This is a genomic window from Culturomica sp. (genome assembly GCF_003524185.1).
Classification (GTDB): Bacteria; Bacteroidota; Bacteroidia; order Bacteroidales; family Marinifilaceae; genus Culturomica; species Culturomica massiliensis.
In genome coordinates this window covers 96,754-111,898 of sequence record NZ_DOED01000011.1, presented here as the reverse complement: position 1 = coordinate 111,898, position 15,145 = coordinate 96,754, and the positions used below count along the sequence as shown (strand labels likewise).

Sequence of the window (15,145 nt, the reverse complement as noted above, 5' to 3'; positions counted from 1 at the left end):
CTTTTAATTGAACTAAGGTAGAATTGAAACCTTGCACTAAGCAATCCATTAGCGTCAGTTCCTATAACTTTTAATTGAACTAAGGTAGAATTGAAACTTTTTTCCGAAATCGTACAGGCTCACGAATTTTTTACTTTTAATTGAACTAAGGTAGAATTGAAACATTTGACCACAACACACAAAGCAGCCTTATCCACTCCTTTTAATTGAACTAAGGTAGAATTGAAACACGTCATTTACTACGTGCTATAATGTACACGTAACGACTTTTAATTGAACTAAGGTAGAATTGAAACTTTTCTCCAAATGCTCTTCCCGCTCGCGCTGGAATCCTTTTAATTGAACTAAGGTAGAATTGAAACGATAAAATCGGCTTTGCCGGGAATCTGAAAGATTTTCTTTTAATTGAACTAAGGTAGAATTGAAACGTGTTTATTTATACCCTGTTTGTAACTCACCCTGAACTTTTAATTGAACTAAGGTAGAATTAAGATTTTTGATCTAATGTGTATTTTTGTTTTGTAAGCGGCTTTTAATTGAGTCGATAGGTGATTATCTATGGAAAAAATAATATCTTTGATATTCTGAAAAGTAGGTAGTGTTTATGAAAATACGTTCTCCATACGATAGGGGTGATTTGCATATCAAGAAACGTGACAGGGTGCTGGAGATTGGGCCGGGGCACAATCCTTCCGTGCGCTCTGATGTGATTGCCGAAAAGTTTGTCGATTCGAATTATCACCGTTGTGGGGATATGAAAATCTATCCTCACCAGACATTTATCGAGGCAGACGGTGAAAATCTTCCGTTTAAGGATAAGGAGTTTGATTATGTCATTTGTAACCAAGTACTCGAGCATGTGGAATCGCCGGAAAAGTTTATTGCCGAGCAATGCCGGGTGGCTAAACGGGGGTATATCGAAACGCCGAGTTTGTTGGGAGAATTTTTGTTTCCCAAGTTGTCGCATAAATGGGTTATCCTGGATATCGATAATAAGCTGGTTATGTATGAAAAGTCGCTGATGCCCGGGAATTATGCCCATAATTACGGAGAACTGTTTTTGAATTATCTGCCTTTTCAATCTTTACCCTATAAGCTTTTGTGGCTTACGGAGGGGGATATCATGCTCAATCGTTATGAGTGGCGGGATAATATCGAGGTGGTTGTTAATCCGCAGGATCCTTATTACCTTTCTTTTTTTACACAGCCGTGGAGCCGGGAAATGGTGGAAAAGCTCTATCCCAGACGTTCCGCTTCGAAGGAAGTGTGTAAGACGCTCGGCGCATTAAATTATCTTTTGAAACAAAAGCTACGTCAGAAATTTTCCAAACGTCCCCCGCTTTTGACACTGGCAGAATATATGGAACGGCAACGGTCTTAGTCTGGAGATGGTAAGGTGTTTGACGGTTAAAGGAAATTGTATTTTATTCCGGTAGCATCGGTTTTTAATTTTTACCGTTTTTTTGAATGCGCCGGCAAAGGAGGTGCATAAAACGTTTGGGACCCAGTATTTTCAGGGCGATGATCCAGGCGGTAGGATGGGCTGTGATGTCCGACCAACGGGGTACGTATGGTTTTACGGCTGTCAGGTAAGGATGGATGTCTGTTTGCGGAGAACTGAGCCGGGCGGAAATCAGGCGGCGGAAAAGCCGGGTGAAAGCGGTGACCCGGGCGGGACGCAGAAGGGGGTATTCGGTCATTTTGGCATAGGTGCGCAGGTGGGCTTCAAACAGGTCGATGTGTTTCGGAAAAGTGTAGGCGGATGTTAGGGAGTTGTTGCGTATGCGGTAATAATAACGGCCCTGGCCGGAGATACAGACCCGGTTTACCCGTTCGACGAAGTCGGCGACAAGGTAGGTGTCTTCGGATACATGGCCTTCCCGGTAGCGGAGTCCTTCGAATACGGTGCGCCGGAATATTTTGTTCAGGTTGGCGAAATGGAGGATGTTGCCTTCCCACCAGTTAAGCAGTATGCGGTCTTTCCCCTCGATGAGTTGCGGGCGTACTTCCAACTTTTCCTGCCGTCCGTTTTCGTAGCAATTGATGTAGGGAAATTGCAGGATGTCTATGTCAGGATGAGCTTCGAGATAGCGGACGTTTTCGTAAGTGTCGGGTGAAACGGAGTCGTCGGGGTCGAGCATCGTGAGGTATTTGCCGGTGCATTTGTCCAGGGCTGCGTTGCGGGCACTGCTGACACCGCCGTTGGTTTTACGGATCACCTTAAAACGGGAGTCGGCTGCGGCATAACGGTCGCAGATCAGGCCCGAACCGTCTGTCGAGCCGTCGTCGACAAGCAATGCTTCGAAGTCACGGAAAGTTTGTGCCTGTAAACTGTCCAGACATTCGCCGATGTAAGGCGATACGTTGTAAACAGGAATGATGATGCTGAGCAGGGGTGTGTTCATTGCGCCGTTTTTTTATTTATGCGAATATAGTTTTTCTACGCCGATATTTCTTTAATTTTGCTGTAAATAAGTCGGCCGGTTTGTTTGGAATGTTTGTTATTTTTTCAGATAAGCAGGATCGGAGGATACGGTAATTGTCGTTAATTTATAATTTAGCTTTGAAATATGCCTTTACTGACTATTGTTATACCGGTTTATAATGCGGAAAATTATCTGAAACCCTGCCTGGATTCGGTAGCAGCTCAGGAGTTTACAGATTATGAACTGGTGTTGGTGGACGACGGATCGGCAGACGGATCGGGGAGGATATGCGACGAATATGCCGTACGTGATCCGCGGATCAGGGTGATTCATCAGTCTAACGGCGGACAGGCAGCGGCCCGTAACCGGGGAATTGATGCTGCCGTAGGCGATTATGTCGGTTTTTGTGATAATGACGATATTCTGCATCCTTCTATTTTCAGGGTGTTGCTTGAAAATGCCGGCGCAGCCGGGACCGATATTTCGGCCTGTTCGTATAACGAAAGGGATATGCGGGGGAAGGTGTCGCACGACCGGCATTCGGGAGAGACATTTTATCTGTCGAACCGGGAAGGGATGGAGCAATTTCTTTCACGGGAGAAGATGGATATTTATGTGTGGACGAAGATATACAGGCGGACATTTCTGGAGGCCCACGGTATCCGTTTCGAGCAAGGAAGGAACGATGAGGATTTTTTGTTCAATTATGCCGCTTTCCGGCGGGCAGGACAGACTGTATTTACCGACCGGGCCCTGTATACCTACAATGTGCGGGATGATTCGGAATGCCGGATGTTTTATAAGAAGGATTTACGGCGTTACCTGCACAACACTTTGTATCGTACTTATAAGATCGAGTCTGGGATACGCAGGGAGTATCCGGAATTGCTTTCTTTGGCCAAACGGCAGACAATCCGTTACCACATAATGATGATCGGCAGGATTATACAGACCGGCTATCGTTTGTCAGAACCCTATTTTTCGTATATGATGCGTTATTTGCGGGAAAACCGCCGACAGGTGATTGCACAACGGAATTATTGGGGAATGTCCCGGTTGGGGATTAGCCTGTTATTGCTGTTACCGCCCCGTTGGTATTGTTTTTACAGGCGCATCCTCGAAAAAGTAAGGAAATAAATTTACAGATTGCTGTAAAATTCCTTCCACAAGGTGTCGTTTAAGGGCGGTGTGGCCGCGATGGTGACGCGCTCTTTACTGACGGGATGGATAAAACTGATTTCGCGGGCGTGCAGGCTGATACCTCCGTTTTCATTTGAGCGCGGGAAACCGTATTTCAGGTCGCCTTTGATAGGGCAGCCGATCTTGGCCAACTGGCAGCGTATCTGGTGGTGGCGGCCGGTGCACAATTTGATTTCCAACAGGTAGTATCTTTGGGAATGGCCGATCAGTTTGTATTCCAGAATGGCTTTTTTACTCCCCTTTTTTTCCTTTTCGTAGGCGTAGGATTTATTCTTTTCGGAGTCTTTGATCATGTAATGTATCAATGTCCCGTTGTCCTGAGGCGGCAGGTTACCGACAATGGCCCAGTATTTTTTGGAGATTTCCTCGTCGTGTTCCTGAAACATTTTATTCAGTCGGGCCAAGGCTTTGCTGGTACGGGCAAACAATACGACACCGCTTACCGGGCGGTCGATGCGATGGGGCACTCCCAGAAATACGTCTCCCGGTTTGTTGTATTTTTTTTTGATGTAACTCTTTACTTCTTCACTCAGAGGCGTGTCTCCGGTTTTGTCTCCCTGCACGATGTCGGAGTTCTTTTTGTTGACAGCGATGATATGGTTGTCCTCGTATAAAATTTCCAGCATTGGATTTAGTTTTATGAAATCGGTGCAAAAGTACGAAATTCTTTTGCTATTTCCGATTTTTGACTGCATGAATCAGCCGTTTTGTTTGTTTTATAGAATTGAAATATTTCACTAAAGGTCAGTAAATGCAGTAGTAAACCGCTTTTAATTGAATCCGGCAAATTGAATCGATCAGAATGTATTTGTTGGATAGCTGTCCTACATTCGTTACCGGAAGATGTACCCCCTGTCTTATTGGCTTTTGATTGAAGGCAGAGGATAATGCAGATAAGGAGAAAGGTATTAAGGAATGGAACTTTTTGGGTGGTTATTGTTTAAAAATGAAAGAATTTTATTACATTTGCATTATAATTTATTATTTATATGGATTTAGAGATCAAAAATATATTCCAGGGCATTGCTTTGGTCGGGGAAGAAGAGCAATTTGATTTATTGATAAAAGGAAAACATTACCGCATAGACCGGATTGTTTCTTCGGGGCATAGTTCGCCCCAGGGGTTTTGGTATGATCAGGAAGACGATGAGTGGATTATGCTGATTCAGGGGAAGGCTGTACTGGAAATTGAGGACAAGCTGGTAGAATTGAAAGCGGGAGATTATTTATTTTTACCGAAAAATTGCAGACACAGGGTGGAAAAAACGAGTGTAGACCCGGCATGTGTATGGCTTTGTTTTTTCGCTATTGAATAAGAGGTGAGATGAAAAAGAAGATGAAAATTACTACGGAGGATTATATCCGGATGAACCGGAAGATCAGCCGGGAAGAAGAGATTGCCCGGCATGGGCATCCGATTGGTTTTAAGCGGGTGTTTAAATCCCGGAAAGTATATGACCGTAAAAGGAGTAAGGCAGATCTGAATAAGGATTTGCCTTATTTTTTTGAAAATATATTGAGTGGGTATTTATCGGTTTTTCTTCCGGACGATATAGGGGGGAAAGGAATAAAGGCTTAATTTTGTAGAAACTGAAAAAACAGAAGATATGTGGAAACTAATTTTTAAGAGTACGATATTCAAACTTTTACTGGCAGTTGCCATCGGTATTGTAGCCGGCTTTTTCGTAAATGAAGGGTTTATGAATGTAGTGGTGACTGTAAAATATATTCTGGGGCAATTGATCTTTTTTATGGTGCCTTTGATTATTCTCGGTTTTATATCTTCTTCGATTGCCCGGATGAAGGGTAATGCTTCCCGTATGTTGGGCAGTGCATTGGGGTTGGCTTATTTTTCTTCTGTAGGAGCTGCTTTTTTTGCCCTGGTGCTCGGGTATTGGCTGATTCCTCTTTTGTCTGTGGAGCCGGCTACCGAGGGGTTGAAGGAGATTCCGCCGCTGGTGTTCCGGCTGGATATACCTCCTGTTATGAGCGTTATGAGTGCTTTGGTACTTTCGATTATGATCGGTTTGGCTACGGTGTGGACAAAATCGGAAGTTTTCGGCAATATACTCGATAATTTTCAGAAGATGGTGTTGTTGCTGATTAACCGTATTCTCATTCCGGTGCTCCCGTTTTTTATTGCGGCAAACTTTTGTGCCTTGAGTTATGAAGGCTCGATTACGCGGCAACTGCCTGTTTTTATCGGGGTCATGGGTATTGTATTGGTCGCTCATTTTATCTGGCTGACGTTTCTGTATCTTTCGGCCGGACTTGTCAGCCGTAAGAATCCCTGGCTGGTGTTGAAATATTATGGTCCGGCCTACCTGACGGCTGTCGGGACGATGTCGTCGGCGGCAACATTGGCTGTGGCCTTGAAATGTGCCAAGAAAAGTCCGGTTTTAAAAGATGAGGTGGTAGATTTTGCCGTTCCTCTGTTTTCCAATATTCACCTTTGCGGTTCTATTCTGACAGAGGTTTTTTTTGTCATGACGGTGTCTTTGATGTTATACGGTACTTTACCTGCCGTTTCCGTGATGGTTTTGTTTATTTTATTGCTCGGAATTTTTGCTATCGGTGCTCCGGGTGTGCCCGGAGGGACTGTTATTGCTTCTCTGGGTATCGTTGTTTCGATTTTGGGATTCGACGAGGCGGGTACTGCCTTGCTGCTGACCATATTCGCTTTGCAGGACAGTTTCGGCACGGCATGTAATATTACCGGTGACGGTGCTTTGACTTTGATCCTGACTAAAATCGACAAGTAAGACGCTGATTTCGGATACCGACGGGGGACGGTTTGGCATTGTTTTTGCATATATAAAGCATTTTTAATAAAATTATGTGCATGGGTTTTATTTTGGAAACCTATACTTATTAGTTTTCGTTCTATAGAGAAAAATGCTTGAGAGATGAAATGCTTATTGAACATGCGGTCGGTTGTCCGGTGCTTTTTGCTGTTTTATGTCGTACCGGTGTATGCCCAGAAGGAAAGAGTGGAGTTAATCGGATATGGAGATATGGATAAATGGATGGTACGGAAGGTCGAGGAGTCTTTTGTGATAGGGGGAAATACCAAATATTTGTATGAGATTGCCAGTGGGGATACTTTACTGCATAATACGCCTTATAAAAATACGGATTCGCCCTGGGCGACTTCTTCGGTAATGGCCAAGGTAAGCGGAGTGGTAAAGACAAGTCTTACGGTTTTTCCGGAAAAGCGGGGAGACGGTTATTGTGCCCGTTTGGAAACCCGGATGGAGACTTGCAAGGTGTTGGGATTGTTTAATATACGGGTTGTGGCGAGTGGTACGGTATTTTTAGGACAAATGGTGGAACCCATTACGGATACTAAAAATCCGCAGAGTAAGCTGATATCGGGTATTCCTTTTACGGGACGGCCGATAGCCCTGATGTACGATTATAAGGTCATAACGGGAGGACTGCGCACCTATGCTTCCGGTTTCGGAAAACCTGAGCCTCGGAAGGACAGGGATATGGCCGAAACTTCCATGTTGTTGCAGCATCGTTGGGAAGATGCCGCCGGAAATGTTTATGCCCGCCGGGTGGCTACGGCCTGGAAGCATTACGAGCAATCGGAAACCGATTGGCAAACCGATTATCGTCTGCCGGTGTATTACGGTGATATTACTTCCGAGCCCTATTATGAAAATTATATGGGGTTGATAAACGGAGAGCATGCTTATTATACCCGTAACAGCAAGGGAAAGATTGTGCCGATTCAGGAAATAGGCTGGGGAAGTCCGGATGAAGAGATTACTCATATCGTGCTGCAATTTTCGTCCAGTAACGGCGGTCCTTATATCGGAAGTCTGGACAGTAAGTTTTGGGTCGATAATGTCAGATTGGTGTATTGATTTTTCGGTATTTTTGCTTTGAATTTTGAGTATTGGGTATGGATTTGGAAGAAATATACCGTTTGGCTGTGGATTTTCGCCGTTATTTTCACCGGAAACCGGAAGTAGCAGAACAGGAATACGAAACGCAGGCTTATATTACCGATGTGTTGCAACGTTATGGGATTGCGTATACAACTGTCGGTACAGGAATTATCGCCCGTGTGGGGCAAGGGGCACTTTGTGTCGCTTTACGGGGGGAGATGGATGCTTTACGGGTGAAGGAAGCGACCGGTTTGCCTTTTGCTTCTGAAAACGAAGGGGTGATGCATGCCTGTGGGCATGATATGCATTTGGCGATGGTGTTGGCGGTGACGATAGCTTTAAAGCAACAGGAACCGCTGTTACAAAAAACCGTGAAAATCGTTTTTCAACCGAGTGAGGAAAAGCGTCCCGGCGGTGCCCGTCTGTTGTTGCCTGAATTATTGAAAGATCCGGTGCCCCGGGCGATTTTTGCGCAGCATGTTTATCCCGGTTTACCGACGGGGTGCGTGGGAGTGCGTTCCGGTGCTTTTTTCGCTTCTTCGGATAATATTATTTTCTCAGTAGAGGGAAAAGGAACCCATGCGGCGATGCCCCAGAACGGTTCGGACCCGATTTTGGCAACGGCCTGTCTGATTCAGTTTTACCAGACGTTGGTGACGAAATTCCGTAATCCGCTTACACCTGCCGTAGTTTCTGTGACTTCCGTACACGGAGGCACTGCTAACAACGTAATTCCTGACCGGGTGGATGTCAAAGGAACGGTACGTACACACGATAATGAATTACGGGACCGGATTTTTGAGTTGATAGATGAGAAGTCGGAAGCGATCTGCGGACTTTACGGATGTCGGTTTAAACGGGATAAAACGATGAACGGTCTGCCTGTGCTGATGAATGACCGGCTGCTGACAGAACAATTTGTCGGGAGAGCCGGATATCTTTTGGGACAGGAACATGTCCGTCTGATGGAACCTTTGACTTTGGGAGAAGATTTCGCTATTTATCTGCAATCGATACCCGGTGTGATGTGGGTGTTAGGGGTGTGTCCGCCGATACAGGATGCGATGCCTCCCTTGCATAATCCCGGTTTTTCTCCGGATGAAGAAGCTATGCGCACAGGCATTGTGATGTTACTGGATTGTGTGAATCGTTTTCCGGTGAATTAATCGGGTATTTCTTTTCGTCAGACCGTCGGGAATTTTATACCTTTGGGCCCGTCTAAAATATTGCATTATGTTTATAAAGTTAAAAAAAATCCGGGAAAGGTTCCGGAAGGCTGTCGTATTTTCGCCGGTGGAAGCCGTTGTTTCGTCGGTGTATTTTCTTACAGCCGTTGTCAGTTATTATCAGCATATCGGTTATGATGATTTTCTGGGATCTTTTCCCATCTGCTTTTGCCTGATTTATGCTGTGAACAGGTTTAGCAGGGGAACCGGATGGCGTTGGCTGTATTATATATCGGTTTTGAGTATCGGGGGATTTTGGGCCTGGAATTTACGACTGACGGATTCAATATACTGGATAACTCTGATTGTTAGTCAATTGTTGGTATTATTGAGTGCGCGAGCTGCGGATAATGATGCTTTTGTCCGGAATGGCTTGTGTTATGTCCGGAATATGGTGGCGGCGACGGTATTGGCTCTGGTGGGCTGGTTGCTGGCCTGGGCGATTTATGCTTCGGTGACGTATATTTTCGATTTGTCTGCGAATTATCGTATAATGGTGTACATCAGTCAGGGTGTCTGGTTTATGGTGGCGCCGATATTGTTTTTAATGTTCGGTATACGTCAGAACCAGGAATTCATAGCCAATTCCTTTTTGGACGTTTTGTTGAATTTTATCGTTACTCCGGCATTGATGATCTACAATTTGATTTTGTATCTGTATTTTGTAAAAATTGCCGTGGTGTGGTCGTTGCCGAAAGGGGGAGTTGCCTATATGGTTCTGGCCTTTATACTTTTATTGCTGGCGGTAAAGTCCATACAGCCTGTGTTACGCCGCCGGTATTACGATTGGTATTATCGTTTTTTCAGTTTGTGGGTGGTGTTGCCTCTGGCGATGTTGTGGATCAGTGTACTGTTCCGGGTAGGTGAGTATGGCTGGACGGAATGGAGGGTTTATCTGATGCTGTCTGCGTGTATGGCTACCTTTACGGCGGTGTTATTTATGATTCCCCGCTGGAGTAACTACAAATGGGTGGTATTGGGGGTTTTGGCGACGCTTGCCGTATTTACCTATATTCCGGGAATAAATGCGGGTGATTTGGGTTTGCGTTCTCAGGAGAACCGGATCAGGACGGTATTGTATCCGGAAACGGGAGAAAGATGGAATGACGGTACCGACTCGGTGGTTTCGGCCCGGTATATGATGTTGTATAATTCTTCCAGGTATGTTCAAAGTCGCAAAAGTGCTGAATATATGCGGGAGCGTTTCGGATTCGATTGTGAGTATCTGGAAGAGAATATTCCCGAAAAGGTGAAAGACGATTGGGGATGGAATGGTGTTGACGATGAAATGTTATATCTGGTGTATCCTTACGGTGCGACGTTTGATATCAGCGGGTTCGACAGTTTGCGGCAGATTCTCAATAATGCAGTCGGGGGAGGTGTGTATTATGAATTTGAGGACAACAGATTCCGGCTTATCAGCCGATCGGATACGCTGGTAGATGTAGATATTCATTTTTTGCTGAAAGAAAAGCTGGCAGAAGTAGGGGTAGATACGACCGGCGGTTTGTCGCAGGAACAGGTCGGGGAGTTTCACGAATTTTTGTGTACGTACGATATCGGCAGGCTGCGGGTTATTTTTGGGGAAATCTGTATCGATGAGAAAGATATGGCAATTATCAGCCTTTCGCCCAGGTTTTTGTTGACGCGGAAGAAGATGAAATAAGTGGGAAGGGGGATTTTTGATTTACGATTTACGATTTACGATTTACGATTTGCGATTTGCGATTTTTGATTTACGATTGCGATTTCAGATTTTTGATTTACGATTTTGATAGGTCTGCGGATTTCGCCGGTATGTACAGGTTATTCATTAGAGGAGTATATCGGCGAAATCTGCAGGTTATATTCCGGTTATTCATCGGTGAGTAGCAGCAGGAAAGCTACGATAGCCGCTTCTTCTTCGGGGCTGAGGCCGAGATTACCCAGTTCGTCATAGTTAACGGTTGCAGGGTATTCGGCCGGTGGAAATTCATTGCTTACATCGCGTACGTTGTAGAAATGTACGATCTCTTCCAACGTTTTGAAGTAACCGTTGTGGCCGTAAGGTGCGGTAAGGGCGATATTACGTAATGTCGGTACCCGGAATTTTCCGTTTTCGGTGCTGTCGTTGACGATGGCTCCCAGGCCCAGGTCGATATAGGCTTCACCCTGGATGTTGTATTCGGCCGGCAGGGTGAAATAAGGGTTTTCCGGATTACGCGGGATGCCCAGGTTGTCGTACGTATGATCGGTAAATAGTACTTTTCCGGCTTTCGGATCGGGAGTCAGTATATGGCATTCGGCGCATAATGCTTTTTTCTCGAATAGTTCCAATCCTTCTTTTTCTTGCTTTGTCAGGTGGTATTTTCCGGCCAGATAAGCGTCGTATTTGGAAGAAAACGGATTTACTTCCGCCGAACTTTGATAGGCCGCCAGAGCATCGGTGATGTGGGCGTAGAGGGTGTCACTGTTATCCGTTTCGCCGTATATGGCCGTCAGTTCCGGGTAATAAGGAGCTTGTCTTATTTTTCGGGTAATCATAAGGTGGTCGGTGTTGCCCATTTCCAGCGGATTGACAAAAGGCTGGCCGGCTTGTGCCTGCAGGTCGTTGACGCGCCCGTCCCAGAACAGACCGCCTATATAGGTTTCTTCTTCCTGGTCGTAAGATAGTGCAGGGACAAATGACGAATAACAGATTGTCATGGAATTGCGGTTGCTGAACAGACCTTTGACGGCTCCTTCCGAAATAGGACGGGAAAGGGTGTCGGCAAACCCGTTGGCGGGGGTATGGCAGGTGGCGCAGGATTGTCCCGGCGGGTTTGATAAGGCCGTGTCGAAAAAGATCAGTTTACCTAACTGTTCTTTGGGGGTAAGCTTACGGGGCTGCTCTTCCCGGCATGCGCTTAGCAAAACGAACAGGCTGCATAAAAGTATATAGGAATTTCTCATGTCGGTTTATTTTCCGTAAAAATAGATTGAAAAAATAAAATATCCAAAATGGAAAGGGTGAGAACGATAATTTTAAAAAATTATTGTATAACTTCGAAAGCTATTTTCTTTCTTCTTTTATAAAGAAATGAGCTTAACTACGGCTATATGAAAAAACGATTTTTCTTTCTGTGTTGTTTTGGCCTCTGTTTTTTGCTGGGAGGCTTTATGGTTTGCCACTGGCAAAGCGGAATGGCTCAGACTCAGCAGGATCGTTTACAAACGGCTTTGAAGCAGGTGAGAGGTGTTTTTGATGATGTGGTACGGGTGATGGGACTTTCCGATTATCCGAAAGCGGTGGAGTTGTCGTATCAATTACTGGGACAAATCGAAGATGAGCCGGATTTTAAACCCTATATTAAAAAGCAATTGAAAAGCCGGGTATATTATAATTTGGCTTGTGCCTATGCGTTGGCCGGAGAAAGAAAGAAGGCCGCAGAGGTTTTGGGCGAATCACTGGAAAACGGTTTCGACGATTATGAACACATCATGACGGATACGGATTTGAATCCCATCCGCGAAGAGGCTGAATTTAAAAAATTATTACAGGGATTGCGTCAGAGCCGGGATTATGTGACTATGTTGCAAAAGGCTTTCTATACGGGCGTATCGTTTTCTGATACGTTGCGTTTTACTTATCAGCCGGAGGATGATCCGGAGTTGGCAGAGATCCGGAAATATTTTAATCTGGATAGTATTGCCGGGGAGGGAGATGAGATCAGCCGGATAAAGAATTTATTGGCATGGGTGCATGATGCCGTAAGGCATGATGGGAATTCGTATAGTCCGGAACAGCGGAATGCCATTGATTTGATCCGGATTTGCCGGACGGAAAACCGGGGGATCAATTGCCGGATGATGGCTATTATCCTGAACGAATGTTATCTGGCTATGGGATTTCCTTCCCGTTTTGTAACCTGTTTGCCGAAATCAGAGACCGATACTGATTGTCATGTCATTACCATCGTATATTCGCGCATGCTGCACAAATGGATTTGGATGGACCCTACTTTTAATGCTTACGTATCGGATGAGGACGGGATGTTACTGGGGATTGCGGAAGTCCGGGAAAGACTGGTGATGGGAAAACCTTTGGTGCTGAATGAGGATGCCAATTGGAATAACCGTACCCGGCAAACGAAGGAAAGCTATCTGGACCGGTATATGGCAAAAAATCTGTATTGGTTCGAATGTACGAAAGACAGCCGGAGAGATGTGGAGTCGGTGGGTGGTAGGCCTTCGGAATATGTGAGCTTGTTACCTAAAGATTTCAGACATAGATATGCTTCCGGATACATGACTTCGAATCCGGATTACTTTTGGCAAACTCCTGAATAGTGGAATTATTCAGAAAAAGATACGTTAAATTTCTAAATGATATGAACACAAAATTGTATTTACCTGTGCTTGCATTGGCTTTGACTACGGTTGCCTGTGGAGGCGGAAAAAAAGATGTTGCCGGTATTGATCCGGCGAATTTGGATACTACGGTTATGCCGGGTACCGATTTTTACCAATATGCCTGTGGCGGATGGATGAAAGCTCATCCGTTGACGGCTGAATATGCCCGTTTCGGATCGTTCGACCTGTTAGCAGAGAACAACCGGGAGCAATTGAAATCGTTGATCGGGGAGTTGGCTGCCAAACCGGAAACCCCGGGGAGCGTGGCCCAGAAGATCGGAGACCTTTATAATGTAGCTATGGATTCGGTGAAATTGAATGCCGACGGGGTGGAACCGATCGGGAGAACTGGAAAAGATCGCTGCGATAACGGATGTGAAAGAGATGTCGGAGATTGTGGCGGAGATGCGCCGTAAAGGATTCGATGCCTATTTTGTACTTGGTGTCGGGGCAGATGAAAAGAACAGTACGATGAATATTGTATATGCTTATCAAAGCGGGATGAGTCTGGGCGAGAAGGAGTATTATCTGGATAACGACGATCATACCAGAGAGATTCGGGAGAAATACCGGGAACATGTCGCCAATATGTTCCGTCTGGCCGGGTTTACGGACGAGGAAGCCCGGAAGGATGCCGATGCTGTTTTGAAGGTGGAAACGATGTTGGCTGAAGCGGCTTACGATAACGTAAAGTTACGTGATCCTCAGGCGAATTACCACAAGATGAAGGTGACCGATCTGAAGCGGGAAGTTCCCGGTATCGACTGGGATGTATATCTGGCTGCTGCCGGGTTGGGAGGCATAGAAGAACTGAATGTCGGACAGCCGGAAGTTTTAAAGGCTGTTGCCGATATCTGGAACAAATTGCCTTTAAACGAACAGAAAGCGTATCTGCAATGGAAGGTGCTTGATGAAGCCGGTTCTTATCTGAGCGATGCCTTTGCTGCCGAGAGTTTCGATTTTTACGGTAAAACCTTGTCGGGACAGCAGCAGATCAAGCCGCGTTGGAAGAGAGCTGTCGGGACGGTGAACGGCGTACTCGGTGAAGCTGTCGGACAAATGTATGTGGAGAAATATTTCCCGGCTGCTGCTAAGGAGCGCATGACCGCATTGGTGGCTAATTTACAGTCGGCTTTGGGAGAGCGCATTAAAAACTTGACCTGGATGAGCGAGGAAACCAAGGCAAAGGCTCTGGAAAAACTCTCGACTATTTATGTGAAGGTAGGATACCCCAACAAGTGGCGTGACTATTCAGGATTGGAAATTAAGGATGATTCCTACTGGGGAAATATCATGCGTTCGAATGAATTCGATTATAATTATATGATCGCTGACGCCGGTAAACCGGTTGACCGGGATCGCTGGTTTATGACCCCGCAGACGGTAAACGCCTATTATAATCCGACGACGAATGAAATCTGTTTCCCTGCCGGTATTTTGCAATATCCGTTTTTCGATATGAATGCAGATGATGCCTTTAATTACGGGGCTATCGGTGTTGTGATCGGACACGAGATGACCCACGGATTCGACGACCAGGGACGGCAGTACGATAAGGAAGGGAATCTGGCCGACTGGTGGACGGAGACCGATGCCGTTAATTTCGGGGCCGGTACCCAAAAACTGGTAAATCACTTCGATAGTATAGAGGTGTTACCGGGATTGTTTGCCAATGGTAAGTTGACTTTGGGAGAGAATATAGCTGACCACGGAGGTTTACAGGTGGCTTATACGGCATTTAAGGAAGCTACTGCCGGTAAAGAGTTGCCGGTTATCGACGGATTTACGCCCGAACAACGTTTCTTCCTGGCTTATGCCAATGTATGGGCAGGGAATATCCGGGATGAGCAAATCCGGGTACAGACGAAATCCGATCCTCATTCATTGGGACGCTGGCGGGTGAACGGTGCGCTTCCGCATATCAATGCCTGGTATGAAGCTTTCGGTATTCAGGAAGGTGATCCGTTGTATCTGGCTCCGGAAAAACGGGCTGTTATCTGGTAGTCCGCAATGTATTAATGATTTG

At 45.6% G+C, this 15,145-nt stretch carries 12 protein-coding genes, 1 pseudogene and 1 CRISPR repeat array; of the genes and pseudogenes, 10 read left to right on the top strand and 3 right to left on the bottom strand.

Annotation, left to right across the window (positions count from 1 at the left end; all coding sequences use genetic code 11):
- A CRISPR array of direct repeats spans positions 1-494; the repeat unit is 30 nt; unit sequence CTTTTAATTGAACTAAGGTAGAATTGAAAC.
- 110 nt (positions 495-604) lie between these two features.
- The gene (locus DD657_RS04850; protein ID WP_287048759.1) at positions 605-1,381 is read left to right on the top strand and encodes a class I SAM-dependent methyltransferase; all 777 of its coding nucleotides are present in this window, start codon (positions 605-607) and stop codon (positions 1,379-1,381) included.
- A 64-nt stretch (positions 1,382-1,445) separates the two neighbouring features.
- Here the strand turns inward: DD657_RS04850 and DD657_RS04845 are convergent, their stop codons facing one another.
- Positions 1,446-2,405 (bottom strand): glycosyltransferase family 2 protein, encoded by a 960-nt coding sequence (locus tag DD657_RS04845; RefSeq protein WP_068689175.1) that lies wholly within the window; start codon positions 2,403-2,405, stop codon positions 1,446-1,448.
- Between the two features lie 165 nt (positions 2,406-2,570).
- Here DD657_RS04845 and DD657_RS04840 point away from each other — a divergent pair, with 165 nt between their 5' ends.
- Positions 2,571-3,563 (top strand): glycosyltransferase, encoded by a 993-nt coding sequence (locus tag DD657_RS04840; protein WP_287048758.1) that lies wholly within the window; start codon positions 2,571-2,573, stop codon positions 3,561-3,563.
- Positions 3,564-3,565: 2 nt separating this feature from the next.
- Here DD657_RS04840 and DD657_RS04835 read toward each other — a convergent pair whose 3' ends face one another.
- Positions 3,566-4,249, bottom strand: coding sequence for an RluA family pseudouridine synthase (locus DD657_RS04835; RefSeq protein WP_068692086.1), 684 nt, complete (start codon positions 4,247-4,249; stop codon positions 3,566-3,568).
- Positions 4,250-4,615: 366 nt separating this feature from the next.
- Here DD657_RS04835 and DD657_RS04830 point away from each other — a divergent pair, with 366 nt between their 5' ends.
- From DD657_RS04830 to DD657_RS04805, 6 genes are all read left to right on the top strand, one after another.
- On the top strand, positions 4,616-4,942 hold the full coding sequence (locus tag DD657_RS04830; RefSeq protein ID WP_021988561.1) for a cupin domain-containing protein: 327 nt from the start codon (positions 4,616-4,618) through the stop codon (positions 4,940-4,942).
- 8 nt (positions 4,943-4,950) lie between these two features.
- Positions 4,951-5,205, top strand: coding sequence for a hypothetical protein (locus DD657_RS04825; protein ID WP_118773962.1), 255 nt, complete (start codon positions 4,951-4,953; stop codon positions 5,203-5,205).
- A gap of 28 nt (positions 5,206-5,233) precedes the next feature.
- A complete protein-coding gene (locus DD657_RS04820) occupies positions 5,234-6,388 on the top strand; it encodes a dicarboxylate/amino acid:cation symporter (protein WP_021988563.1) in 1,155 nt (384 codons plus the stop codon).
- 144 nt (positions 6,389-6,532) lie between these two features.
- Positions 6,533-7,498, top strand: coding sequence for a PCMD domain-containing protein (locus tag DD657_RS04815; RefSeq protein ID WP_021988564.1), 966 nt, complete (start codon positions 6,533-6,535; stop codon positions 7,496-7,498).
- Positions 7,499-7,536: 38 nt separating this feature from the next.
- On the top strand, positions 7,537-8,688 hold the full coding sequence (locus DD657_RS04810; RefSeq protein WP_021988565.1) for a M20 metallopeptidase family protein: 1,152 nt from the start codon (positions 7,537-7,539) through the stop codon (positions 8,686-8,688).
- Positions 8,689-8,755: 67 nt separating this feature from the next.
- Complete coding sequence (locus DD657_RS04805) at positions 8,756-10,414, top strand: DUF4153 domain-containing protein (RefSeq protein ID WP_287048754.1); 1,659 nt, start codon at positions 8,756-8,758, stop codon at positions 10,412-10,414.
- A gap of 188 nt (positions 10,415-10,602) precedes the next feature.
- On the opposite strand, the gene DD657_RS04800 is transcribed toward DD657_RS04805, so the two are convergent.
- Complete coding sequence (locus DD657_RS04800) at positions 10,603-11,679, bottom strand: cytochrome-c peroxidase (protein ID WP_287048752.1); 1,077 nt, start codon at positions 11,677-11,679, stop codon at positions 10,603-10,605.
- A 147-nt stretch (positions 11,680-11,826) separates the two neighbouring features.
- Between DD657_RS04800 and DD657_RS04795 the strand changes: the two genes are divergently transcribed.
- Entirely contained in the window at positions 11,827-13,056 is a 1,230-nt protein-coding gene (locus DD657_RS04795) for a TPR end-of-group domain-containing protein (protein ID WP_287048750.1), read from the top strand.
- Between the two features lie 41 nt (positions 13,057-13,097).
- A pseudogene (locus DD657_RS04790) lies at positions 13,098-15,123 on the top strand (M13 family metallopeptidase).
- Positions 15,124-15,145: the final 22 nt, after the last annotated feature.

What these genes read in the sequence shown, in the direction of transcription:
- DD657_RS04805 (WP_287048754.1), top strand. Translation starts at nt 8,756, where the DNA reads ATGTTTATAAAGTTAAAAAAAATCCGGGAAAGGTTCCGGAAGGCTGTC.
- DD657_RS04825 (WP_118773962.1), top strand. Translation starts at nt 4,951, where the DNA reads ATGAAAAAGAAGATGAAAATTACTACGGAGGATTATATCCGGATGAAC.
- DD657_RS04830 (WP_021988561.1), top strand. Translation starts at nt 4,616, where the DNA reads ATGGATTTAGAGATCAAAAATATATTCCAGGGCATTGCTTTGGTCGGG.
- DD657_RS04810 (WP_021988565.1), top strand. Translation starts at nt 7,537, where the DNA reads ATGGATTTGGAAGAAATATACCGTTTGGCTGTGGATTTTCGCCGTTAT.
- DD657_RS04815 (WP_021988564.1), top strand. Translation starts at nt 6,533, where the DNA reads ATGAAATGCTTATTGAACATGCGGTCGGTTGTCCGGTGCTTTTTGCTG.
- DD657_RS04845 (WP_068689175.1), bottom strand. Translation starts at nt 2,405, where the DNA reads ATGAACACACCCCTGCTCAGCATCATCATTCCTGTTTACAACGTATCG.
- DD657_RS04795 (WP_287048750.1), top strand. Translation starts at nt 11,827, where the DNA reads ATGAAAAAACGATTTTTCTTTCTGTGTTGTTTTGGCCTCTGTTTTTTG.
- DD657_RS04800 (WP_287048752.1), bottom strand. Translation starts at nt 11,679, where the DNA reads ATGAGAAATTCCTATATACTTTTATGCAGCCTGTTCGTTTTGCTAAGC.
- DD657_RS04840 (WP_287048758.1), top strand. Translation starts at nt 2,571, where the DNA reads ATGCCTTTACTGACTATTGTTATACCGGTTTATAATGCGGAAAATTAT.
- DD657_RS04820 (WP_021988563.1), top strand. Translation starts at nt 5,234, where the DNA reads ATGTGGAAACTAATTTTTAAGAGTACGATATTCAAACTTTTACTGGCA.
- DD657_RS04850 (WP_287048759.1), top strand. Translation starts at nt 605, where the DNA reads ATGAAAATACGTTCTCCATACGATAGGGGTGATTTGCATATCAAGAAA.